Source organism: Actinomadura meridiana, assembly GCF_039537545.1.
Lineage (GTDB): Bacteria > Actinomycetota > Actinomycetes > Streptosporangiales > Streptosporangiaceae > Spirillospora > Spirillospora meridiana.
Genome location: NZ_BAABAS010000004.1, coordinates 624262 through 647823, shown reverse-complemented (window position 1 = coordinate 647823; position 23562 = coordinate 624262). Strand labels below are relative to the sequence as shown.

The 23562-nt window shown below is 71.9% G+C and carries 24 protein-coding genes; 16 read left to right on the top strand and 8 right to left on the bottom strand.

What is annotated here, in order from left to right; genetic code table 11:
* The 5 genes from polX to ABD808_RS07090 form a co-directional block, all read right to left on the bottom strand.
* Nucleotides 1–1719 (bottom strand): DNA polymerase/3'-5' exonuclease PolX, encoded by a 1719-nt coding sequence (polX, locus tag ABD808_RS07110; protein WP_344891654.1) that lies wholly within the window; start codon nucleotides 1717–1719, stop codon nucleotides 1–3.
* 49 nt (nucleotides 1720–1768) lie between these two features.
* On the bottom strand, nucleotides 1769–2578 hold the full coding sequence (gene prcB / locus ABD808_RS07105) for a proteasome subunit beta (RefSeq protein ID WP_344892881.1): 810 nt from the start codon (nucleotides 2576–2578) through the stop codon (nucleotides 1769–1771).
* Nucleotides 2579–2713: 135 nt separating this feature from the next.
* Entirely contained in the window at nucleotides 2714–3652 is a 939-nt protein-coding gene (locus ABD808_RS07100; protein ID WP_344891651.1) for an EamA family transporter, read from the bottom strand.
* Nucleotides 3653–3655: 3 nt separating this feature from the next.
* On the bottom strand, nucleotides 3656–4426 hold the full coding sequence (locus tag ABD808_RS07095; RefSeq protein WP_344891648.1) for an ABC transporter permease: 771 nt from the start codon (nucleotides 4424–4426) through the stop codon (nucleotides 3656–3658).
* Nucleotides 4423–5349, bottom strand: coding sequence for an ABC transporter ATP-binding protein (locus ABD808_RS07090; RefSeq protein ID WP_344891645.1), 927 nt, complete (start codon nucleotides 5347–5349; stop codon nucleotides 4423–4425). Before ABD808_RS07090 ends, ABD808_RS07095 begins: the two co-directional genes overlap by 4 nt.
* Before the next feature lie 207 nt (nucleotides 5350–5556).
* Here ABD808_RS07090 and ABD808_RS07085 point away from each other — a divergent pair, with 207 nt between their 5' ends.
* From ABD808_RS07085 to ABD808_RS07025, 13 genes are all read left to right on the top strand, one after another.
* Nucleotides 5557–6798, top strand: coding sequence for an arginine deiminase (locus ABD808_RS07085; RefSeq protein WP_344891643.1), 1242 nt, complete (start codon nucleotides 5557–5559; stop codon nucleotides 6796–6798).
* A gap of 1 nt (nucleotide 6799) precedes the next feature.
* Entirely contained in the window at nucleotides 6800–7735 is a 936-nt protein-coding gene (gene arcC / locus ABD808_RS07080) for a carbamate kinase (protein ID WP_344891640.1), read from the top strand.
* Nucleotides 7732–9192 (top strand): amino acid permease, encoded by a 1461-nt coding sequence (locus tag ABD808_RS07075; protein WP_344891637.1) that lies wholly within the window; start codon nucleotides 7732–7734, stop codon nucleotides 9190–9192. Before arcC ends, ABD808_RS07075 begins: the two co-directional genes overlap by 4 nt.
* On the top strand, nucleotides 9189–10100 hold the full coding sequence (locus ABD808_RS07070) for a universal stress protein (RefSeq protein WP_344891634.1): 912 nt from the start codon (nucleotides 9189–9191) through the stop codon (nucleotides 10098–10100). The genes ABD808_RS07075 and ABD808_RS07070 overlap by 4 nt, the downstream gene beginning before the upstream one ends.
* A gap of 84 nt (nucleotides 10101–10184) precedes the next feature.
* Nucleotides 10185–10961 carry a helix-turn-helix transcriptional regulator gene (locus ABD808_RS07065; RefSeq protein ID WP_344891631.1) on the top strand — a complete coding sequence of 259 codons (777 nt, stop codon included), beginning with the start codon at nucleotides 10185–10187 and terminating at the stop codon, nucleotides 10959–10961.
* Nucleotides 10958–12370 (top strand): Fe-S cluster assembly protein SufB, encoded by a 1413-nt coding sequence (gene sufB / locus ABD808_RS07060; protein WP_344891628.1) that lies wholly within the window; start codon nucleotides 10958–10960, stop codon nucleotides 12368–12370. Before ABD808_RS07065 ends, sufB begins: the two co-directional genes overlap by 4 nt.
* Nucleotides 12370–13533: a Fe-S cluster assembly protein SufD gene (gene sufD / locus ABD808_RS07055; RefSeq protein WP_344891625.1), complete on the top strand. Its 1164-nt coding sequence runs from the start codon at nucleotides 12370–12372 to the stop codon at nucleotides 13531–13533. The genes sufB and sufD overlap by 1 nt, the downstream gene beginning before the upstream one ends.
* Nucleotides 13530–13847, top strand: a complete 318-nt coding sequence (locus ABD808_RS07050) for a non-heme iron oxygenase ferredoxin subunit (protein WP_344891622.1) — start codon at nucleotides 13530–13532, stop codon at nucleotides 13845–13847. The genes sufD and ABD808_RS07050 overlap by 4 nt, the downstream gene beginning before the upstream one ends.
* Before the next feature lie 31 nt (nucleotides 13848–13878).
* Complete coding sequence (sufC, locus tag ABD808_RS07045) at nucleotides 13879–14643, top strand: Fe-S cluster assembly ATPase SufC (protein ID WP_344891619.1); 765 nt, start codon at nucleotides 13879–13881, stop codon at nucleotides 14641–14643.
* Nucleotides 14640–15902: a cysteine desulfurase gene (locus ABD808_RS07040; protein ID WP_344891616.1), complete on the top strand. Its 1263-nt coding sequence runs from the start codon at nucleotides 14640–14642 to the stop codon at nucleotides 15900–15902. The genes sufC and ABD808_RS07040 overlap by 4 nt, the downstream gene beginning before the upstream one ends.
* Nucleotides 15903–15955: 53 nt before the next feature.
* On the top strand, nucleotides 15956–16414 hold the full coding sequence (gene sufU, locus ABD808_RS07035) for a Fe-S cluster assembly sulfur transfer protein SufU (protein WP_344891613.1): 459 nt from the start codon (nucleotides 15956–15958) through the stop codon (nucleotides 16412–16414).
* Between the two features lie 73 nt (nucleotides 16415–16487).
* On the top strand, nucleotides 16488–16874 hold the full coding sequence (locus ABD808_RS07030) for a metal-sulfur cluster assembly factor (RefSeq protein ID WP_344891610.1): 387 nt from the start codon (nucleotides 16488–16490) through the stop codon (nucleotides 16872–16874).
* 88 nt (nucleotides 16875–16962) lie between these two features.
* Nucleotides 16963–17745: a class I SAM-dependent methyltransferase gene (locus ABD808_RS07025; RefSeq protein WP_344891607.1), complete on the top strand. Its 783-nt coding sequence runs from the start codon at nucleotides 16963–16965 to the stop codon at nucleotides 17743–17745.
* Here ABD808_RS07025 and ABD808_RS07020 read toward each other — a convergent pair.
* A complete protein-coding gene (locus ABD808_RS07020; RefSeq protein WP_344891605.1) occupies nucleotides 17717–18307 on the bottom strand; it encodes a hypothetical protein in 591 nt (196 codons plus the stop codon). The two genes, ABD808_RS07025 and ABD808_RS07020, sit on opposite strands and share 29 nt — an antisense overlap.
* 234 nt (nucleotides 18308–18541) lie before the next feature.
* Between ABD808_RS07020 and tnpB the strand changes: the two genes are divergently transcribed.
* Genes tnpB through ABD808_RS07005 form a run of 3 tightly spaced genes read left to right on the top strand, consistent with a single transcriptional unit; the run spans nucleotide 18542 to nucleotide 21753 of the window.
* The gene (gene tnpB / locus ABD808_RS07015) at nucleotides 18542–19867 is read left to right on the top strand and encodes an IS607 family element RNA-guided endonuclease TnpB (RefSeq protein WP_344891602.1); all 1326 of its coding nucleotides are present in this window, start codon (nucleotides 18542–18544) and stop codon (nucleotides 19865–19867) included.
* Nucleotides 19858–21045, top strand: a complete 1188-nt coding sequence (locus ABD808_RS07010) for a sensor histidine kinase (protein WP_344891600.1) — start codon at nucleotides 19858–19860, stop codon at nucleotides 21043–21045. The genes tnpB and ABD808_RS07010 overlap by 10 nt, the downstream gene beginning before the upstream one ends.
* A gap of 30 nt (nucleotides 21046–21075) precedes the next feature.
* Nucleotides 21076–21753, top strand: coding sequence for a response regulator (locus tag ABD808_RS07005; protein ID WP_344891597.1), 678 nt, complete (start codon nucleotides 21076–21078; stop codon nucleotides 21751–21753).
* Nucleotides 21754–21783: 30 nt separating this feature from the next.
* On the opposite strand, the gene ABD808_RS07000 is transcribed toward ABD808_RS07005, so the two are convergent.
* Nucleotides 21784–22917: an EAL domain-containing protein gene (locus tag ABD808_RS07000; RefSeq protein WP_344891594.1), complete on the bottom strand. Its 1134-nt coding sequence runs from the start codon at nucleotides 22915–22917 to the stop codon at nucleotides 21784–21786.
* 104 nt (nucleotides 22918–23021) lie between these two features.
* Complete coding sequence (locus ABD808_RS06995; protein WP_344891591.1) at nucleotides 23022–23417, bottom strand: ABC transporter permease; 396 nt, start codon at nucleotides 23415–23417, stop codon at nucleotides 23022–23024.
* Between the last annotated feature and the right edge of the window lie 145 nt (nucleotides 23418–23562).

Genomic DNA, 23562 nt, shown 5'->3' with positions numbered 1-23562 from the left:
TCAGCTTTTGCGCAGGAACTCGCGGAGACGTTCCAGCGGCCAGGTGTTGATCACGTCGTCGGGGGTCAGCCAGCCGCGCTGCGCGGTGCCGACGCCGTAGCGGATGTTGCGGTGGTGGCCGAGCGAGTGCGCGTCGGTGTCGATGGAGAACTTCACGCCGAGCCGCTTCGCGCGGCGCGCCAGGTCGGCGGGCAGGTCGAGCCGGTCGGGGAACGAGTCGATCTCCATGGCGGTGCCCGTGCGGGCGGCGGCGCGGAACACCTCGTCCCAGTCGGCCTCTACCGGCGGGCGGCGGCCGATGCTGCGGGCCGTCGGATGCCCGATCACATGGACGTGCGGGTTCTCGCAAGCCCGGATGAGCCGCCGCGTCATCGTCGCCTCGTCCTGCGTGAAATGGGAGTGGACGGACGCCACGCACACGTCGAAACGGGACAGGAAGTCGGCGTCCCAGTCGACGCCGCCGTCCGGGTCGATGTTGAGTTCGGTGCCGTGCAGGAGTGTCAGGTCGCGGTACTTCTTCTGGAGCTTGGCGACCTCGACGCGCTGGGCGAGCATCTTCTCGTCCGTCATCCGCTGCATGACGAGGTTCGGCGCGTGGTCGGTGATCGCGTAGTACTCCAGGCCGCGGTCGCGCGCGGCGGCGACCATGGCCGCCAGGGACGCGACGCCGTCGGTCAGGTCGGTGTGGCTGTGCAGGTCGCCGCGCAGGTCGTCGACGGTGACGAGCCGGGGCAGCGTCCCGGCGAGCGCGGCCTCGATCTCGCCGGTGTCCTCCCGGAGGGTCGGGTGGACCCAGGGGAGGCCGAGCCGCTCGTAGACCTCCTCCTCGGTCTCCGACACGATCAGCTCGTCGGACTCGGCGTGGAACAGGCCGTACTCCGACAGTTTCAGGCCCGCCTTCACGGCGATCTCGCGGGTGCGGATGTTGTGCGCCTGCGAGCCGGTGAAGTACTGGAGCGCGGCGCCCCACGACTCGGGCGGCACGACCCGCAGATCGACCTGGAGGCCCTTGGTAGTACGGATCGAGGTCTTCTTGTCGCCGCTCGCGATGACCTCCGCGACGAACGGCAGCGCCGTGAACGCCTCCATGATCGGATGCGGATCGCGGGACGCGGCGAGGACGTCCACGTCGCCGATCGTCTCCCGCATCCGGCGCAGCGAACCGGCGTGTTCACACCGCTCCACCTGCGGCAGCGCCGACAGCGTCGCGACGATCTCGTCGGCGACGCCCGCCGCGACGTCGACGAGGACCCGCTCGCCGGAGCTGCGCATCAGCTCGATGCCGCGCAGGATGTTCTCCTCCGTCTTGGCGCCGAACCCCTTCAGACCGCGCAGCCGCCCCTCGCCGATGGCGGTGGCCAGCTCGTCCACCGAGGAGACGCCGAGCGCCTCGTACACGGCGAGGGCCTTCTTCGGGCCGAGCGTCGGGATCGCGGTCAGCGCCCGCACCCCGCTGGGAATCTGGGTGCGCAGCTCCTCGACCTGCCGGATCGTGCCGGTGGTGTTGTAGTCGACGACCTTCTTCGCGATCGCCTCGCCCACGGCCGGGATTCCGCGCAGCCCGGCCAGGTCGAGGCCCGCGATGTCGTCGGGATGACCGGCGATCGCCCGCGCCGCCTTCTCGTACGCCCGGATCTTGAAGGCGTCGCCGCCCGTGATGGACAGCAGGTCGGCCAGTTCCTGGATGAGGGCCGCAGCCTCGTCGTTCGCCCGTGCCATGCGTCCGAGTCTAGGAGCCGGGTACGACGTTTCCCCGCGCCGGACGGGCTCAGCGCAGCGGCGCGACCGGCCCGTTCGGCTCGTCCAGCCGGGCCCGCATGACCGCGTCGGCGATCGTGGCCACCTGCTCCTCCGGCAGCTGCCGGTAGCCGTCCTCGGTGACGACCGCGATCGTCGGGTAGATCCGGCGTGTCGGGTCGGGTCCGCCGGTGGCGCTGTCGTCGTCGGCCGCGTCGTACAGCGCCTGGACGCAGACGGTCGCCGCGTCCTCGATCGACAGGTCGGCCCGGTACAGCTTCTTCAGCGACCCCCGCGCGTACGGCGAGCCGGACCCGTCGGCGTGGAACTCGCGGGCCTCCTGCGGCGCGCCGGTGATGTCGTAGGTGAAGATCCGGCCCTGCCCGGAGTCGGGGTCGTACCCGCAGAACAGCGGCACGACCGCGAGACCCTGGAGCGCCTGCGCGAGGTTGGCCTGGATGACGGCGCCGAGGCGGCGGGCCTTGCCCGGCAGCGACAGCGGGACCGTCTCCATCTTCTCGTAGTGTTCCAGCTCGACCTGGAACAGCCGGACCATCTCCAGCGCCAGCCCGACCGTCCCCGCGAACGCGACGGCGGAGTACTCGTCGCCGCGCTGCACCTTGTCGAGACGGCGGTAGGCGATGCGGTTGCCCTGCGTGGCGCGCCGGTCGCCCGCCATCATGACCCCGCCGGGGAACGTCAGCGCCAGGACGGTCGTGCCGTGCGGCAGCTCCGGGAGGTCCCCGTCCGGCACCCGGTTGACGGGCAGCAGCTCGGGGGAGTGGACGCGCAGGAGGTCGACGAACGACGCCGACCCCGCCTCGAAGAACTCGGGCGGCATCCCCTGGTCCTCGGTCCGGCCGATCACGGCGACTCCCCTCCGCTGGACGATCCCTGGATCCCGATCCTTCCACACCGATCTCAAGCCTGTCCCTTGTGAGGGGACGACCCCCCACACCCCCCGGTTCGCTGTCGCTCAAGCTTCGGGGGCCTCCGGCGGGTCCTTCTGGCCGCGCGTGGCGCCCGCGCAGGCGACGATGACGCAGCAGATCGCGATCCACTGGCGTCCGGTGAGGATCTCGCCGAGCAGCGCGACGCCGACGAGCGCGGCCACGGCGGGCTCCAGGCTCATCAGGATCCCGAACACGCGTGCGGGCATCCGCCGCAGCGCCTCCATCTCCAGCGAGTACGGGATCACCGACGACAGCAGCCCCACCCCGAGCCCGATGAGTAGCAGCGTCGGGTCGAGCAGCGCCGAGCCCCCGGCCGTGATCCCCACCGGCAGGATGACGATCGACCCGACGACGCTGGCGACGGCCAGGCCGGTCGAGCCGGAGAACCGCTGCCCGGTCGCGGCGGTCAGCAGGATGTAGGCCGCCCAGCAGCCCCCGGCGATCAGCGCGCACGCGATCCCGACCGGATCGACGTGGCCGGACCCGCCCCGGGCGAGCAGGACGACCCCCGCCCCCGCCAGGACGGCCCACAGCGCGTCCCGTGGACGCCGCGACGCGGAGATCGACACCGCCAGCGGGCCGAGGAACTCGATCGTCACCGCGACGCCGAGCGGGATCCGCGCGAACGCCTGGTAGATCGAGAAGTTCATCAGCGCCAGCGCCAGCCCGAAACCGGCGGCGATGGCGAGGCTGGAGCGGGAGTGGTCGCGCAGCACCGTCCGCAGTGCCCGGCGGCCCACGAACCCCAGCACGATCGCCGAGGTCAGCAGTCGGACCGTCACGACGGTGGTCGGCGGCATCCGGTCGAAGAGGTGCTTGGCCATACCCGCCCCGAGCTGCACGGAGATGATGCCGAGCAGGATCAGCGCGGGCGGTGGGACCGATCCAAGTGAGAGCGTACGTTTTGGCCAAGACGCCCGGGACTCGCCCCCGTACGATCCCGGCGCCTCAGCCAGCGCCATGCATCACTCCCATTCGAAGAACCTCGCGGCCAGCGCGAGCCCGGCGACCGCCCACACGGCGAGGACGAGCAGGGCCGTGCAGGGAAGGGCCGCGCCGTCCTGGAGGACGTCGCGCAACCCCTCGGCCAGGGCCGAGATCGGCAGCAGTTCCAGCGCGTCCCGCACCCCGTCCGGGAAGTCGTCCAGCGGGAAGATGACGCCGCCGACCGCCAGCAGCAGGACGTACACGAGGTTCGCGGCGGCGAGCGTGGCCTCGGCGCGCAGCGTCCCCGCCATGAGCAGCCCGAATCCGCTGAACGCGGCCGTCCCGAGCAGCAGCAGGACGAGCACCGAGCCGGGGTCGCCCTTCGGGTGCCAGCCGAGCGCGAACGCCACCGCGCAGATCACCACGGCCTGCACCGCCTCGACCGCGAGCACGCTGAGGGTCTTGGCGGCGATCAGGCCGCCGCGCGGCAGCGGGGTCGCGCCGAGCCGTTTCAGGACGCCGTAGCGCCGCTCGAACCCCGTCCCGATCGCCTGCCCGGTGAACGCCGTGGACATCACCGCCAGCGCCAGGACGCCGGGCGCGAGGAAGTCGACACGACGCCCGGAGCCGAGATCGACCAGAGACGTGGCGCTGAAAAGGACGAGCAGCACCACCGGGATGATCAACGTCAGCAGCAACTGCTCGCCGTTGCGCAGCACGCCGCGCAGCTCGTAGGCGGCCTGCGCCAGGACCATCCGCGACAGCGGCGCGGCACCGGGCGCCGGGGACAGGTCCAGCGGCGCGGTCATGAGCGAAGCTCCCGTCCGGTCAGTTCGAGGAAGACGTCCTCCAGGGTGCGGCGCTCGATCCGCAGGTCCTCGGTGAGGACGCCGTGCGAGGCGCACCAGGCGGTGACCGTGGCGAGCAACTCGGGCCGCACGTCCGCCTCGATCAGGTAGTGCCCGGCGGGCGACTCCTTGGCGGCGCTCCCGGCGGGCAGCGCCGACAGCAGCTCCTCCAGGCCGAGGCCGGGACGGGCGCGGAACCGCAGCTGCCGCTCCGCGCCGGTCAGCTCGGCCGGGGCGCCCTCGGCGACGAGCCTTCCGTGGTCGACGATGGCGACGTGGTCGGACAGCCGCTCGGCCTCGTCCATGTTGTGCGTGGTGAGGACGACCGCCGCCCCGGCGGCGCGCAGCTCCTCGATCAGCTCCCAGGTGGCGTGCCTGGCCTGCGGGTCGAGGCCGGTGGTGGGTTCGTCCAGGAAGACCAGCTCGGGCCGTCCGATCACGGCGACGGCCAGCGACAGCCGCTGCTGCTGCCCGCCCGACATGCGGCGGAACGGGGTGCGGGCGTGCTCGGTGAGCCCGAGCCGCTCCAGCAGCGCGGCCGGGTCGAGCGGCGTCGCGTGGAACGAGGCGACCAGGCGCAGGAACTCCCCGGCGCGGGCCGTGCCGGGGACGCCGCCGCTCTGCGGCATCACCCCTACCCGGGGTCGCAGCTCCCGGCCGTCGGCGGCGGGGTCGCGGCCGAGGACGCGGACCGTCCCGGAGTCGGCCCGCCGGAACCCCTCGCAGATCTCGATCGTGGTGGTCTTGCCCGCGCCGTTCGGACCGAGCAGCGCGGTCACCGCGCCCCGGGCGGCGCGCAGCGACAGACCGTCCACGGCCCGCCGCTCACCGTAGCGCTTGACGAGCGCGTCCAGCTCGACGGCGGCGTCTCCGGGGGGCGTCATGAGGACGAGTCTAAGCCGGTGGGGGTACGGGCTCCGCGCCTGGTCCCGCCCGTCCGGCGGGGCGCCGCGATCGGCTCCCCGCCGGGACGCCGGACGGAAGTGGATCTAGTTTCGCCCGCGCGGGCCGGGGGAATTGACGGCCTGTCGCCGCGCCGCGCCCGGCGACCTGGGGCCCGCCACCGTCGCCGGGTCCCAAGGAGGTGGGGGATGGCGTTTCATGTCGATTCTGAGGTGGGGCGGCTTCGGGGGGTGCTGCTGCATCGGCCCGAGCTGTCGCTGAAGCGGCTGACCCCGTCGAACGCCGCCGGTCTGCTGTTCGACGACGTGTTGTGGGTCAGGCGGGCCGTGGAGGAGCACGAGGAGTTCGAGGACGTGCTGCGCGCGCGGGGCGTCCGGACGTACCTGGTGCTCGACCTGCTGCGAGAGACGGTCGAGAACCTTGAGGCCCGCGTGCACATCCTCGACGCGGTCGTCGACCCGCACTGGTTCGGGCCGCTCGCCGTCGACCCGATCCGCAACTGCTTCGACGCGATGGACGCGGCGGAGCTGAGTTCGTTCCTGGTCGGCGGCATCACCAAGCGGGAGCTGCTGGAGCGGATGCCGGAGCCCGCGTCGATCGCGTTCCACTCGATGCCGATGGACGGGTTCGTCCTGCCGCCGCTGCCGAACCACCTGTTCACCCGCGACACGTCCTGCTGGATCTACGACGGCGTGTCGATCAACACGATGCGCATGAAGGCCCGGATGCGCGAGACGGTGAACATGGAGGCGATCTACCGGTGGCATCCGCTGTTCGCGGAGGGCTACGGCAGGCCGGGCCCGGACGGCTTCCGCGTCTGGAACCGGGGCATGGAGATGGCCCCGGCGACGCTGGAGGGCGGCGACGTCCTGGTCATCGGGAACCGCGCCGTCCTGGTCGGGATGAGCGAGCGGACGCAGCCGCAGGCCGTCGAGATGCTGGCCCAGTCGCTGTTCGCCGCCGGGGCCTGTGACCGGATCGTCGCGCTGCGGATGCCGAGCAAGCGGGCGTTCATGCACCTGGACACCGTCATGACGATGGTCGACCACGGCGTGTTCACCACGTACGCGGGGATGGGGACGCTGCCGTCCTACACGATCGAGCCAGGCGACACCGAGAAGGAACTGAAGATCACCGACCATCCGCCGGAGGACATGAACCGGGCCATCGCGGCGGCGCTCGACCTGGACGACATCAAGGTCCTCACCCCGACGCAGGACGTGTTCGCCGCCGAACGCGAGCAGTGGGACGACGGCTCCAACGTCCTCGCGGTCTCTCCCGGCGTGGTCATCGCCTACGAACGCAACGCCACGAGCAACAACCATCTGACCCGCAACGGGATCGAGGTCATCACGATCCGGGGCAGCGAACTCGGCCGCGGACGTGGCGGACCGCGCTGCATGAGCTGCCCGATCGAACGGGACGCCTGACATGCGGGTCGTCGTCGCACTCGGCGGAAACGCACTGGTCAGGCGGGGCGAGACACCGGACGCCGGGCCGCAGCGCGGCAACGTCGACCGGGCCGTGCGGGCGCTGGCGCCGCTCGCCGAACGGCACGAGCTGATCGTCACGCACGGGAACGGGCCGCAGGTCGGGGTGCTGGCGCTGGAGAGCGTCAACGACCCGAACCTGACCCGCCCCTACCCCCTCGACACCATCGGCGCCGAGACCCAGGGCATGATCGGCTACTGGATGCTCCAAGCGCTGCAGAACGCGCTGCCCGGCCGCCAGGTCATGGCGATGATCAACCAGACGCTGGTGTCGGCGGTCGACCCGGCGTTCCAGAACCCGACCAAGTTCGTCGGCCAGGTCTACGACCAGGAGGAGGCGGAGAAGCTCGCCGCCGAGTACGGCTGGACGGTCCGGCAGGACGGCGACGGCTGGCGGCGCGTCGTCCCGTCCCCGCGCCCGCAGCGGGTGATCGAGACCCGGTTGATCAGGGAGCTGGTCCGGCTCGGCACGGTCGTGGTCTGCGCGGGCGGCGGCGGCATCCCGGTGTTCCGCAACGACGTCGGGCGCCTCCAGGGCGTGGAGGCGGTGATCGACAAGGATCTCACCGCGTCCGTCCTGGCCGAGAGCATGGACGCGGACGCGCTGTTGATCCTCACCGACGTCCCGCGCGTCATGCGGAACTTCGGTACCCCCGACCAGGAGGAGATCGGCCACACGACCCCGCACGAGCTGCGCGCCGAGGAGTTCCCCGCCGGGTCGATGGGCCCGAAGGTGGAGGCGGTGGCCGGCTTCGTCGAGCGCACCGGCGACATGGCCGCGATCGGACGGCTCGACCAGTGCGTCGAGATCCTCGACGGCGCCGCCGGAACGATCGTCACCCCCAACGCGACCTGGCCGCTGGCGAGCACCCTGTGACCGCCGGGACGGGGGCCCGGCCGGTCTCGTTCGCCCGCAGCCTGCTGCGCACCAAACCCGTCGATCGGATCGTCGCGGAGGGCGGGCACGGCGAGGGCGGCGAGCTGAAGCGGACGATGAGCCTGCTCCAGCTCACCCTGTTCAGCGTCGGCGCCACCCTCGGCACCGGGATCTTCGTCGTGCTCGGCGAGGCGGTGCCGAAGGCCGGGCCCGCGGTCGTGCTGTCGTTCGTCCTCGCCGCCGTCACCGCGCTGTTCTCCGCCCTGTCGTACGCGGAGCTGGCCGGGACGATCCCCGTCTCCGGCTCGTCGTACTCCTACGCCTACGCCACGCTCGGCGAGCTGGTCGCGTGGGTGTGCGGCTGGTGCCTGCTGCTGGAGTACGCCGTGTCGGTGTCGGCCGTCGCGGTCGGCTGGGGCTCCTACCTCAACGAGTTCTTCGACGACGCGGCCGGGTTCACGATCCCCGTCGAGCTGAGCGCCCCGCCGGGCGACGGCGGCTGGATCAACCTCCCGGCCGTGGTCGTCGTGCTGTTCGCGACGTTCCTGCTGCTGCGCGGGACGTCCGAGAGCGCGACCGCCAACACGATCATGGTCTTCCTCAAGATCGCCGTGCTGCTGTTCTTCTGCGCGGTCGCGTTCACGGCGTTCGACTCGGGGAACCTCAGCCCGTTCGCGCCGATGGGCTGGGCGGGGATCAGCGCGGCGGGCTCCAAGGTCTTCTTCTCCTACATCGGGTTCGACGCCGCCTCCACGGCGGGCGAGGAGGCGAAGAACCCGCGCCGCGACCTGCCGCTCGCGATCATCCTGTCACTGGCCATCGTGACCGCCGTCTACGTGCTGGTCGGTCTCGCCGCCGTCGCCGCCATGCACTGGGAGCGGTTCTCGCTGTCCGGTGCCGAGGCGTCGCTGGCGCAGGTGCTGGACGAGGCGACCGGACGCTCCTGGCCCTCGATGATCCTGTCGCTCGGCGCGGTGGTCGCCATCGCCAGCGTCGTCCTCACCGTCATGTACGGGCAGACCCGCATCCTGTTCGCGATGTCCCGCGACGGGCTCATCCCGGACGTGTTCCAGAAGGTGAGCCCGAGGCGTCGCGTGCCCGTCGCCAACACGATCATCGTGGCGGCGTTCATCTCGGTCCTGGCCGCCGCGATCCCGCTCGGCCGTCTCGTGGACGCCACCAGCATCGGCACCCTGTTCGCGTTCGCGCTGGTCAGCGTTGGCGTCATCGTCCTGCGCCGGACCCGGCCCGACCTGCCGCGCAGCTTCCGCACCCCGCTGTACCCGGTGACGCCGCTGCTCGGCGTCGCGTTCTGCGTGTATCTCATGGTCGGCCTCGGCGGCGTGACCTGGCTGGTGTTCACCCTGTGGAGCCTCGTCGGTCTGGTCGCCTACTTCCTGTACGGTCGCCGCCACTCACGCCTGGCCGCTCCCTCCTCGGGAAGGGGGACGGCATGAGGGTCCTGGTCGGCTACTGTCCCGACGACCGGGGCGCCGACGCGCTGGCGCTGGCGGCCCTGCTCGTGCGTGTCCTGGACGCGCGGCTCGTGGTCACCAACGTCCACCCGCCGCCGTGGCCCGCGCGCGGACCCGGCTCGGTCGACGCCGAATGGGTCGCCTATCTCCGGGCCGAGTCGCGGGCGGCGCTCGACGACGCCGCCGCGAAACTCGCCGAGGCGGGCGTCCCCGAGACCGCCGTGACGTTCCGCGTCCACTCCCACCGGGGCAGCGGGCGGGGCCTCATCGAGGTCGCCGGGGACGTCGACGCGGGCCTCATCGTCGCCGGGTCGGCGCCGCGCGGGCGGCGTGGACGCATCGCCATCGGCAGCACCGCCGACCAACTCCTGCACGGCTCGCCCGTCCCCGTCCTGCTCGCCCCGCGCGGCTACGCCGACGACCCGCCGGGAGGGTTCGACCGCCTGACGGTCGCGTACTGGCGGCGCCGCGCCTCGGACGGCCCGCTGACGGCCGTCGCCGAGATCGCCGGGTCGCTGGGTGTGCCGCTGCGGCTGCTCACCCTCGTGCTGCGCCCGCCGGGCCTGGCGGCGAAGCTCAGGAACGTGGGCGACGTCCTGGACCGCCAGGTCGCCCAGGCCGACGCCGACCTGGACCATGCCGCCGGGCTTCTGGCGCGGTCTCCCGGCGGAACGTCGGTGGAGCGGCTGGCGGTGGTCGGGACCGGGGTCGCGAAGACCCTCGGCACCGTCGATATGCTGCCCGGCGAGATCCTGGCCTGCCAGTCCAGCCACGACGGGCCGCTGCGCACGGTCTTCCTCGGGGAGAGCTCCGGCAAGATCGTCCGGGCCGCGCCGTGCCCGGTGCTGCTCCTGCCGCGCGGCGTCGCACCGGGCGGAAGCCAAGCTTAGGTAAGGCTTACCTGCGTGAGGCACGACATCGGGAAAGCGGTGTTTGGCGGGAAGGAATTACGGCACACTGATGTTGTGAAAAACGTGAGCGAGGATCGGACGAGCACGGAGGCCGCCACCGCGCGGCCCTTCGGCACGCCCTCCACGCCTGGTAGGGCCGAGCGCGACACCCGCGCCCGGGTCGCCCGGCTGATCCTCGAACACGGGCCGGTCACGGCGTCCACACTGGGGGAGCGCGTCGGTCTCACGCCCGCCGCGATCCGCCGCCATCTGGACGCCCTGCTCGCCGACGGCATGATCGAGGTCCGCAAGGCACGGACGCCGCAGACCCGGCGCGGCCGGGGACGTCCCGCCAAGTGGTTCGCCATCACCGACGCCGGGCGCAGCGCGTTCGTGCACGCCTACGACGACCTGGCGACGAGCGCGCTGCGGTTCATCGCCGAGACGGCGGGCGACCACGCGGTCGCCGAGTTCGCCCGGCGCCAGATCGCCGACCTGGAGCGCCGCTACCGGCCCGTCGTGCAGGACGCCCCGCCCCACCAGCGGGCCCGCACGCTCGCCGAGGCGCTGTCGGCCGACGGCTACGCGGCCGCCTCGGCCAAGGCGCCCCAGCCGGGCGGCGGCGAGCAGCTGTGCCAGCACCACTGTCCCGTCGCGCACGTCGCCGCGGAGTTCCCGCAGCTGTGCGAGGCCGAGACCGAGGCGTTCAGCCGCCTGCTGGGCACGACCGTCCAGCGGCTGGCCACGATCGCCCACGGCGACGGGATATGCACGACCCACGTCAGCCCCCGCTCCCTGTGCGGCGGTGGCGACGAGGAGACAGAGACACATGACGAGGAGTCCGGAGGGACCTCCCTATGACTACGGCAGCCCACCCTGAGCTGGAAGGGCTCGACAGGTACAAGTTCGGCTGGGCCGACTCGGACGAGGCGGGGGCCTCGGCGCGGCGCGGTCTGAACGAGGACGTCGTCCGCGACATCTCGGGCAAGAAGGGCGAGCCCGACTGGATGCTCGACCTGCGCCTCAAGGGCCTGCGGCTGTTCAGCAAGAAGCCGATGCCCACCTGGGGGTCCGACCTGTCGGAGATCGACTTCGACAACATCAAGTACTTCGTCCGGTCCACCGAGCAGCAGGCCGGGTCCTGGGAGGAACTTCCCGAGGACATCAAGAACACCTACGACAAGCTCGGCATCCCCGAGGCGGAGAAGCAGCGCCTCGTCGCGGGCGTCGCCGCGCAGTACGAGTCGGAGGTCGTCTACCACAAGATCCGCGAGGACCTTGAGGAGAAGGGCGTCCTGTTCCTCGACACCGACACCGGCCTGCGCGAGCACCCCGAGATCTTCCAGGAGTACTTCGGCTCGGTGATCCCCGTCGGCGACAACAAGTTCGCCGCGCTGAACACCTCCGTGTGGTCGGGCGGCTCGTTCATCTACGTGCCGCCGGGCGTGCACGTGGAGATCCCGCTCCAGGCCTACTTCCGGATCAACACCGAGAACATGGGGCAGTTCGAGCGGACGCTGATCATCGCCGACGAGGGCTCGTACGTCCACTACGTCGAGGGTTGTACCGCTCCGATCTACAAGTCGGACTCGCTGCACTCCGCCGTCGTCGAGATCGTCGTGAAGAAGGACGCCCGCGTCCGCTACACGACCATCCAGAACTGGTCCAACAACGTCTACAACCTGGTGACCAAGCGCGCCGTCGCCTACGAGGGCGCCACCATGGAGTGGGTCGACGGCAACATCGGCTCCAAGGTCACCATGAAGTACCCGGCGGTGTACCTGCTCGGCGAGCACGCCAAGGGCGAGACCCTGTCGATCGCGTTCGCGGGCGCCGACCAGCACCAGGACGCGGGCGCCAAGATGGTGCACGCCGCGCCCAACACCTCCTCCAGCATCATCTCCAAGTCGGTGGCGCGCGGCGGCGGCCGCACGTCCTACCGGGGCCTGGTGCAGATCCAGGAGGGCGCCGAGCACAGCAAGTCCACGGTGAAGTGCGACGCGCTGCTCGTCGACCAGATCAGCCGGTCCGACACCTATCCCTACGTCGACGTCCGCGAGGACGACGTCGAGATGGGCCACGAGGCCACCGTCTCCAAGGTGTCGGAGCAGCAGCTGTTCTACCTGATGAGCCGCGGCCTCACCGAGGACGAGGCGATGGCGATGATCGTGCGCGGGTTCGTCGAACCCATCGCGCGCGAGCTGCCGATGGAGTACGCCCTTGAGCTGAACCGGCTCATCGAGCTTCAGATGGAAGGAGCCGTCGGCTGATGGGGCTCGACACCAAGCCTCTCTCGACGCTGCACCGGAAGGCGTCGTTCGACCTCGGCGACTTCGACGTGCCGACGGGCCGCGAGGAGGAGTGGCGGTTCACGCCGCTGCGCCGCCTGCGCGGCCTGCACAACGGCACCGCCGACGAGGGCGGCAAGGTGCTGGTCGAGGCGGAGGCGGCGCCGGAGGTGACGGTCGAGACCGTCGACCGCGACGACCCGCGCCTCGGGACGGCCCACGTGCCGTCCGACCGGGTCAGCGCGCAGGCGTGGACGGCGTTCACGCACGCGACCGTCGTGACCGTGCCGAAGGAGGCCGTCGCGTCGGCGCCGACCGTGCTGCGGATCCACGGCGAGGACGCCCTGTCGCCCGGCGGGGCCGCCGCCTACGGCCACACCACGGTGATCGTGGAGCCGTTCGCCGAGGCCACCCTCGTGCTGGCGCACCGGGGCGCCGCGACCTACGCCGACAACGTCGAGTTCATCGTCGGCGACGGCGCCCGCCTGTCGGTGATCAGCCTCCAGGACTGGGCGGACGGCAGCGTGCACGTCTCCCACCAGCACGCCCGGCTCGGCCGCGACGCGCGGTTCGTGTCGCACAACGTGTCGCTCGGCGGCGACGTCGTGCGGATCTCGCCGTCCATCTCCTACGACGGGCCCGGCGGCGACGCCGAGCTGTACGGGGTGTACTTCGCGGACGGCGGCCAGCACCTGGAGCACCGGCTCCTCGTCGACCACGCCGTCCCGAACTGCCGCAGCCGCGTCGACTACCGGGGCGCCCTCCAGGACCAGGACGCCCACGCCGTCTGGATCGGCGACGTGATCATCCGCGCGGAGGCGGAGGGCACCGACACCTACGAGCTGAACCGCAACCTCGTCCTCACCGACGGGACGCGGGTCGACTCCGTCCCCAACCTGGAGATCCTCACCGGTGAGGTCGCCGGGGCCGGGCACGCCTCGGCGTCCGGTCGCCTCGACGACGAGCACCTGTTCTACCTCCAGGCCCGCGGCATCACCTTCGACGAGGCGCGCCGCATGGTCGTGCGCGGCTTCCTCGGCCAGCTCGTCGAGCGCATCGAGGTCGCCGAGGTGCGCGAGAAGGTGCGCGAGGCCATCGAGGCCGAGCTCGACACGGGCGCGGCCGACACGGGGGCGCGTGGATGACGTACGTCAAGGTCTGCGCGCTGGACGAGGTCCCGGTGGACGGGGCCATCGCCGTCGAGGTCGACGACACGCCCGTCGCGGTCGCGCGCAGCGGCGAGGACCTCTACGCCCTCAGCGACATCTGCTCGCACGCCGAGGTGTCCCTCTCCGAGGGGGAGATCTACGACGGCACGATCGAGTGCTGGCTGCACGGGTCGTGCTTCGACCTGCGCACGGGCAAGCCCACCAACCCGCCGGCCACACAGCCGGTCGCCACCTACAAGGTCAAGGTCGAGGACGGCGACGTCTACGTCTCGCTCGCGGCCGACGACTGACACATACATTCGACTAAGGACTAGAAGCACCATGGCCACCCTTGAGATCCGCGACCTTCACGTCTCCGTCGGCGACGGCTCCGACGGGTCGAAGGAGATCCTGCGCGGGGTCGACCTCACCGTGCGGGCGGGCGAGACCCACGCGATCATGGGCCCGAACGGCTCCGGCAAGTCCACCCTCGCCTACGCCGTCGCCGGGCACCCGAAGTACGAGGTGACGTCCGGCGCCGTCACCCTCGACGGCGAGGACGTCCTCGCCATGTCCGTCGACGAACGCGCCCGCGCCGGGCTGTTCCTCGCGATGCAGTACCCCGTCGAGGTGCCCGGCGTGTCCGTCTCCAACTTCCTGCGCTCCGCCGTGACCGCCGTGCGCGGCGAGGCCCCGAAGCTGCGCGAGTTCTCCAAGGAGATGAAGCAGGCGATGGACGCCCTGGCCATCGACCCGGCGTTCGCGCAGCGCAGCCTGAACGAGGGTTTCTCCGGCGGCGAGAAGAAGCGGCACGAGATCCTCCAGCTGGAGATGCTGAAGCCGAAGGTCGCCGTGCTGGACGAGACCGACTCCGGCCTCGACGTCGACGCGCTCAAGGTCGTCGCCGAGGGCGTGAACCGGTTCGCGGCGGGTGACACCGGCGTCCTGCTGATCACCCACTACACGCGCATCCTGCGCTACGTGAAACCCGACTTCGTGCACGTGTTCGCGGCCGGCCGCGTCGTCGCCGAGGGCGGCCCCGAACTCGCCGACGAGCTTGAGGACCAGGGGTACGAGAAGTATGTGAAGGCGGGCGCGTCCCTATGAACCTGCTGCCGGAGGAGCTGAAGAAGGACTTCCCGCTGCTTCAGCGCACGGTTCGCGGCGGGCGCCCTCTGGTGTATCTCGACTCGGGCGCGACGTCGCAGAAGCCCGTCCGCGTCCTGGAGGCCGAGCGGGAGTTCTACGAGCGGCACAACGCGGCACCGCACCGGGGCGCGCACCAGCTCGCCGAGGAGGCCACGGAGGCCTACGAGAACGCCCGCGCGTCCATCGCCCGGTTCATCGGCGCGTCGCCCTCCGAGGTCGTGTTCACCAAGAACGCCACCGAGGCCATCAACCTGGTCGCGTACGCGATGAGCAACGCCGCGACCGCGGGCCCCGAGGCCGAGCGGTTCGCGGTCGGCCCCGGCGACGAGGTCGTGGTGTCGGAGATGGAGCACCACGCCAACCTCGTCCCGTGGCAGCAGCTCTGCCGGCGGACCGGGGCGACGCTGCGCTGGTTCGGCATCACCGACGACGGCCGTCTCGACCTGGAGCACCTCGACGACCTCGTCAACGAGCGCACCAAGATCGTGGCGCTGACGCACCAGTCGAACGTGCTCGGCACCGTCCCGCCGATCGAGCGGATCGCGGCGCGCGCCCACGCCGTCGGCGCGCTCGTGCTGCTCGACTCCGCGCAGGCCGTGCCGCACCAGCCGGTGGACGTCGCCGCGCTCGGCGCCGACTTCCTGGCGTTCTCCGGCCACAAGATGCTCGGCCCGACCGGCATCGGCGTGCTGTGGGGCCGGGGTGAGCTGCTGGCCGCGCTGCCGCCGTTCATCACCGGCGGATCCATGATCGAGGTCGTCCACATGGAGGAGACCACGTTCATGCCGCCGCCGCAGCGGTTCGAGGCGGGCGTGCCGATGACCGCGCAGGCCATCGGGCTCGGCGCCGCCTGCGAGTACCTCGCCGAGATCGGCATGGACCGGATCCACGCCCACGAGGAGGCCCTCGTCGGCTACTCCCTAGAACGGCTCGCCGAGATCCCCGGGGTGCGGATCATCGGCCCCGGCACCACGGAGGCGCGCGGCGGCGCCGTGTCGTTCACCGTGGAGGACATCCACCCGCACGACGTCGGCCAGGTCCTGGACGACCTGGGCGTCGCGGTCCGCGTCGGCCAGCACTGCGCGTGGCCGATCTGCCGCCGCTTCGCGATCCCGGCGACGACCCGCGCGACGTTCTACCTCTACAACACCCTCGGCGACGTGGACGCGCTCACCGACGGGATCAGGCAGGCCCAGAAGTTCTTCGGCACCACCTGAGGAACAGCACCGGGAACCGCCCTGTTGTAGCGAAAGAGTTCGGAAAGGACGCCATGCATCTTGAGGGGATGTACCAGGAGGTCATCCTGGATCATTACCGCAACCCCCATCACAAGGGGCTGCGGGAGCCGTTCGAGGGCGAGGCGCACCACGTCAACCCGACGTGCGGCGACGAGGTGACGCTGCGCGTCCACCTGGACGGCGACGGCCAGGCCGCCACGGTCGCCGACGTGTCCTACGACGCGATGGGCTGCTCCATCAGCCAGGCCAGCGCCTCGGTGATGTCCGACCTGGTCATCGGCAAGTCCGTCAAGGAGGCGATGGCGGTCGGCGAGGAGTTCCTCACGCTGATGCAGTCGCGCGGCCAGGACATCGAACCCGACGAGGACGTCCTGGAGGACGCCATCGCCTTCGCCGGGGTCTCCAAGTACCCGGCCCGCATCAAGTGCGCCCTGCTCGCCTGGATGGCGTGGAAGGACGCGACAGCCCGCGCCCTGGGCGAGGCCCGATGACCGCAGCGAAGCGAGGATCTTCGGGCGGAGCGCCCGGGGGTCCGGGGGTCGCCACCCAGAGAGGTAGAGCATCATGAGCGAACCGACCGAGACCGCCGCTCCCGACAGCGTCGCCCCTGACAGCGCCGTTCCCGAGAGTGCGGTCGCTGGCGGCGCCGTCCCCGACGAGGACATCCTCGAAGCCCTCAAGGACGTCGTCGACCCCGAACTCGGCATCAACGTCGTCGACCTGGGTCTGGTGTACGGCGTCACCCTGACCGACGAGGTCGCCACCCTGGACATGACCCTCACCAGCGCCGCCTGTCCGCTCACCGACGTGATCGAGGACCAGGCGCACAGCGCGCTGGAGGGCATGGTCAAGGACGTCAAGATCAACTGGGTGTGGCTGCCGCCGTGGGGCCCCGACAAGATCACCGACGAGGGTCGCGACCAGCTCCGCGCCCTCGGCTTCAACGTCTGACCCACGTCTGACCCACACCGCACCAAAGGCCGCGCCGAGGGCGCGGCCTTACGTGTACCTGGTGATTTCTCCACTTAGGGTGGGGTTTGTGGTTGACGAGTTCTCTGATGGTGACCCGGAGTTGAGGGCACGGCGGGCGGTTTCGTTCGGCGGGAACGCCGCCGCGTACGCGGAGGAGCGGCCCGACTATCCCGTCGCGGCCGTGCGGTGGGCGTTGGAGCCGGTCGCGGACCGCCGGCCGTTGCGGGTGCTCGACCTCGCCGCCGGGACCGGCAAGCTGACCGGGGTGCTGCTCCGGTCAGGGGTGGACGTGGCGAACCTCGTCGCCGTCGAGCCCGACCCGGCGATGCTGGCGGAGCTGCGGCGCCGCCTGCCGCAGGTGCGGGCGGTCGAGGGCGCGGCCGAGCGGATCCCGCTGGGCGACGGCACCGTCGACGCGGTGGTCGTCGGGCAGGCCATGCACTGGTTCGACCTCGACCGGGCGCTGCCGGAGATCCACCGCGTGCTCGCCGACGGCGGCGTGCTCGCCGGACTGTGGAACACCGACGACGACCGGGTGCCGTGGGTGGCGGAGATGCGGCGGGTGTCGCGGAGCGGCGTCCCCTCCGTGGGGGACGGGCTGAAGCCGCTCGACCTCGGGGAGTGGTTCCCCGGGTTCGAACGGGCCGACTTCCCGCACGCGCAGCGCCGGACGGCCGAGTCGATGGCCGCGACCGTCGGGACGCACTCGCGCGTGCTGGTCCTGGACGACGCGGAGCGCGCGGCCGTCATGGCGCGCCTGCTGGGGTACCTGCGCGCCACGCCGGAGACGGAGGGGGAGTTCGACCTGCCGATCGTCACCCTCACGGTCCGTGCTCGGCGGGCGGGCTAGGGGCCTTCGGCTTGGCGGGCCACAGCGTGTAGGTGATCGGCCAGATCGACCAGACCGCGAGGACGACGCCGAGGCGGCTGAGCCAGCCGTGCAGGGCCTCGGTGCGGTCGGCGTCGTCCACCCACGCGATCATGATGAGCAGGAAGCCGCAGGCGAGGGCGGTGGCGAGCGCGGCCTTGCCGAACTCGCGCCACTCGTAGCGGGCGCGGGCCGCGCCGTGCTCGGGCTTGCCGCGCGGCGGCGGACCGCCCGCGAAGCGGTGCGCGAACCGCTCGTCGGCCCAGCGGACGGTGCTGTGCCCGAACGCGACCGAGTACCCGAGGCAGGCGGCGGCGAACCCGTGCGCGAACCCGGCCGTCCCGCCGTCGTGCAGGTCGATGGTGGTGGCGGCCAGCAGGACGAGGTCGACGAGCGGCACGCCCAGCAGCAGCGCCGCGCCCGTCCCGCGCATGCGCAGCAGGTACCGGGTGGCGAGCCCGGCCGCGAGCACGACCCAGAAACCGACCTCACAACCGGCGATGACCGCGATCAGCACGTGGAGCCCCTCTCTCGACGGTTCCATCGTCCTGCCGGACGGGCCGCGGATCGTCGTCCGCTGTGCCGGTTCCGGTGGTCGTCCGAAGGATGTACGGGGCGTCCTCACCCAGGTGGAGGAGCGGGCGGCGCGGAGATGCTGAGATGGAGGGGTTCTCATCTGCTGGTTGGGGAGTGAGTGAGGGTGAGTGTTCGTGCGTGTCTGCGCGCAGGTCCGGGAACGCTGGGGCGGAATGTCGGCGGTGTCGGTACGGTGTGTGATGTGCAGGTCACTCAGGCGTACCGGTTCGCGTTGGACCCGACGCCCGCGCAGCGGCGGGCGTTGGTCTCGCATGCGGGTGCGGCGCGCTTCGCGTGGAACTGGGCTCTGGCCGCCTGCACCACACGCCACCAGGCTGAAGGCACATGGTGGTCGGCGACCGACCTGCACCGGTTGTGGAACCAGACCAAGAAGGCCGACCCCACGCTGGGCTGGTGGGCTCAGAACTCCAAGTGCGTGTATCAGGAGGCGTTCCGCGACCTGGACCGGGCGCTGCGCGACTTCGTCCGATCCCGCAACGGGCAGCGCAAGGGCCGCCGGTTGGGGTTTCCTCGGTTCAAGAAGTGGGGCCGGTGCCGGGACTCGTTCCGGTTCTCCACCGGTGTCATGCGCTGTGCGGGCCGGACCGTGACCCTGCCACGCCTGGGCACCATCGGTACGCACGAGTCGACCCGCAAGCTGGCCCGGCGCTTGGAGGGCGGCCCGGCGCGGGTCTTGTCGGCGACGGTGTCGCGGACGGGGCATCGCTGGCACGTGTCGTTCACCGTGCGGATCGACCGTGAGGTGCCCGAACGGCACGCCCGCCCCGGCAGCGCCGTGGGTGTCGATCTGGGCGTGTCGACGCTGCTGACGGCCGTCGACAACAGTGGCTCGGTGATCGAGATCGCCGGGCCGAAGGCGCTGCGGGCGGGGTTGCGGGCACTGGCGCGGCTCAGCCGGGCGCACGCCCGCACACAGCCGGGGTCGGCGAACCGGGCCAAGGCGGCTGGGCGGCTGGCCCGCCACCACGCCCGCATCACCCACGTCCGCGCCGACGCCCTCCACAAAGCCACTACCATGCTGGCCGCCCAGTACGAGACCGTTGTGGTCGAAGACCTCAACGTGGCCGGGATGCTGGCCAACCGGCGGCTGGCCCGCGCAATCGCCGACGCCGGGTTCGGGCGAGCGCGGCAGATGCTCGCTTATAAGACCGGATGGAACGCTGGAAGCTTGGTGGTCGCCGACCGCTGGTTCCCATCCTCCAAGAAATGCTCGGGTTGCGGGAGGCCAAAGCCAAACCTCTCCCTGTCCGAGCGTACCTACCGTTGTGGCGGCTGCGGCCTGGTCACCGGCCGGGACGTCAACGCCGCCCGTAACCTGCTCAACCTCGCCGTCAGTGGGGCGGAGAGCCAAAACGCCTGTGGAGGCGATGTAAGACCCGGCCTGGCCGGGCGACCGCCTGCGAAGCAGGAACCCGGCACCGCATACGCGGGTCAGACCGGGACCGCCACCGCGCAAGCGGCGGCTACCCTGATGGCGAATTCTCACATTCGCTCACTTTGTCGGTAACGGTGCACAGGCTCACCACCCGCAAGGACGCGCTCATCGCCGTGGCGGCGCTGGCGGGCGGGCTGGTCATGCTCGCGGTCCACGGCTACTCGACGTGGACGGACGACTGGGACCCGTCGGTGTGGCTCCGGGTGTTCCCGCTGCTCGGGCTGTGCTCGGCGGTGCTGATGCGGCGGACGGCGCCGCTCGCCGCGCTGGCCCTCGCGACCCCGTTCAACATCGCCGACGTGGTCATGGGCCCGAGCATCGCCACCGCCATGATCTACGGGGACGCGCTGTACGCGGCGAGCCTGTACGGGCGGCGGCGGACGGCGGAATGGCTGCTCGGCACGACCACGGCGGCGTCGCTGGCGGTGGCCGCCGCGACCGGGATCGGGCTGCGCGGCTTCGCCGTCGGGGTCGTCGGCGGGTCGGTCGCCGGGGTGGTGTGGGTCGCGCCGGTGCTGACGGCGATGACCGTCCGGGAGCACCGGCACCGGGCGCAGGCGGAGCGGCAGCGGGCCGAGCAGGTGGCGCGGCTCGCCGAGCTGGACCGGCGGGCGGCCGTGACCGCCGAACGCGCCCGCATGGCCCGCGAGCTGCACGACGTGATCGCCAACCATCTGAGTGCCGTGGCATTGCACTCCTCGGCCGTGCTGAAGCTGCCCGGCCTCGACCGGGACGGCGTGGTGCGGGCCATGGAGGTCATCCGGGAGAACAGCGTCCAGGGCCTCGCCGAGATGCGCCGGATGATCGGGCTGCTGCGGGACGGCGACGACGACCCGGCGGCGCGGCCCCGGCTGGCGGAGCTGGAACGGCTCGTCCGGCACACCGGCAGGTCCGACCTGTCGGCGCGGCTGCGGGTCGTGGGGGAGCCGCCGGAGCTGCCCGCCGCCGTGGAGCTGGCCGCGTACCGGATCGTCCAGGAGGCGCTGACGAACGCGCTGAAGCACGCCGGGCCCGGCCGCGCCGACGTCGGCGTCGAGTACACGCGGCGGTGCGTGGTGATCGACGTGCTGAGCCCGCTCGGCGCGGGCGCGGCCCGGCTGCCCGGCACCGGGAGCGGGCTGGTCGGGATGCGCGAGCGCGCGATGATGCTGGCCGGAACGTTCGACGCGGGCCCGGACGGCGACCACCACTGGCGGGTGCACGCCGAGCTGCCCGTCGACCAGCGGTTCGCGGACGCGGAGGTGTCATGATCGCGGAGGTGTCATGATCGCGGAGGTGCCATGATCGAGGTGCTGGTCGCCGACGACCAGGCGGCGGTGCGGGCGGGGCTGGTGCTGATCCTGGGCGCGGCGCCCGGCGTCCGGGTCGTCGGGGAGGCGGCGGACGGGGCGCGCGCGGTGGAGCTGGCCCGGGAGCTGCGGCCCGACGTGGTGCTGATGGACGTCCGGATGCCCCGGCTCGACGGCATCGCGGCCACCCGGCAGATCGCGGACATCGCGAACGTCCTCGTGCTGACCACGTTCGACATGGACGAATACGTGTTCGGCGCCCTGCGTGCGGGCGCGGCGGGCTTCCTGCTCAAGGACGTGGACGCCGACAAGCTCGTCGAGGCGGTCCGGACGGTGGCGGCGGGCGAGGGGATCATCGCGCCACGGGTCACCCGGCGGCTCATCGAGGCTTTCGCCACCCACACGGCCCCGGCCCTGGCCGCCTCCGCGCCCGCCGAGCTGACGCCGCGCGAGCGCGAGGTGTTCGCCTGCCTGGGGCAGGGCCTGTCGAACGGGCAGATAGCGGCCCGCCTGGACATGGCGGAGACGACCACCAAAACCCATGTCAGCCGCATCCTGGGCAAACTGGGGCTGACCAGCCGCGTGCAGGCGGCCATCCTCGCCCGCGAGACGGCCACCGCCGAACTCCCCGGCCCCGACCCGAACCTTGGATCACCCGGACTGGGCTAGCCCGGCAGCGACGGTCTCAGCGCGACGGTCTCAGCGGGACAGGCTGCGGATCAGGTCGGCGACGCGGACGATGCCGAGGCAGCGGCCCAGCTCGTCCACGACCACCAGGTCGTCGTAGACGCGCTCGCCGTCCTGCCCGGCGGCCCGCAGCGCCGCGACCGCCGGGACGGTGCGCGGCACCGGCCGGGGCTCGTCGGCCAGCCGCGCGGCGGGCCTGCGGGCGTGCAGGGCGTGCCCGTAGGCGCCCGACAGCCGCAGCAGAAAGCGGGTCCGGTCCACCGTGCAGCGGGGGCGTTGCCGTTCGTCGACCAGGACGATGCTGGTGATGCCGGTCTCGGTGTTCAGCGCGTCCAGCACCTCCCCGGCGGTGGCGGTGTGCGGCAGGGTCACGGCGGGCAGCGTGAACTCCGAGACCCGCGGCCCGAGCCAGGTGTCCGGCCGCGCGGGCTCCTCGGCGGCCGCGACGGGAATGTGGACCGGCATCCCCGGCCGCCACTCCGGCGGGGCCAGCGCGGGCCCCTGGACGAGCCGCACCCCGGCGTCGCGCATGTGCAGCACCTGTTCGCGCGTCCCCATCTGCGGCGCCAGGACGTGCGTCTCCAGCCGGTGCGCCAGCTCCACCAGACTGCGCACCAGCGCGGCCCGGCGCGGTTCGGCGGCCGCGCGGCGGGCCAGCTCCGAGTCGAGCTTCAGCAGGTAGGACGCGCCGTCCACGAGCAGGTCGAGCGGCGCGTGGGCGGCGCCGAGCCCGGCGAGCCCGACGAGGTACCCGGCGCGGCGCAGCCCCGACAGGGCGGCGGTGACGGGCGGGCGCAGCGCGGGCGGGAACCCGCCCGACACGCACAGGATGAACTCCTGCGGGCGCCGTCCGGTGTCGCCGAGCCCGTGATGCAGTTCGGCGAGCAGGTCGTCGCCGCGGGCGAGGCTCTCGGCGCGCAGGCCGATCTGCAACGGGAGCGGCGTCCCGAGGTCGGAGGCGGCGCGGGCGGCCTCGACCGCACGGCGTATGTCCTCGGCGGCCGGGTCGATTCGCATCGGACCGGACGTCGCGGAAGGGGGCGCGTGCGCTTCCACCGCGACGACGGTCCCGGTGCTGAGATCGACGACCGGATGGAACACCGCTCGTGCGGGGAGGAGGGCGTCAAGGGCATCGACGGCTGCCACACACCGCATCATGGCGCCGACACATCGTCCAAACCAGATGTGTCAGCCGAAGTTAACCCACTATTCGCAGTTCAGAGGCCGTATCGGTCCAAAACGGTGTTCACTCATATCCCGCGTCCGCCGAGCAGGGCCGACAGCAGGTACGTGACGCCCGCGACGGCGGCGAGCCACACGTACGCGGAGATGTCGGCGCCGCGCAGCGCCTGGACGGTGAGCCCGCCGACCACGGCGACGGTGAGCACGTCGCCCGTCATCGCCGCCGCCCGCAGATGGGCGCGCGCCCGGGTGCCCGACCCGAAGCTCTCGCTGAGCGGAAGGGCGGGCTCGTTGCGCCGGTAGGCGAGGTAGGCCGCGTAGCCCGCCAGCGCGGCGAGCGCGGCGAGGGCCGTCCCGGACCGCCCGTCGGCGGCCAGCACGGCCCCGACCACCACACCGGCGCCGAGGACGACCCCGGGCACGGCCCACCTGCTGAGGCTGCGGCGTTCGGGAGCGATCCACATGGTGCCCATCCTTCCCCGATCCCGGCGAGGGCGCTCCTTCAACGCGCCGAGCGTTTCCATTGTGGGGGAACGCCCCCCCACACCCCCTAGAAGAACAGCTGTGTCTTTGTGGGGGGGCGACCCCCCACACCCCCCCGCAAGAACA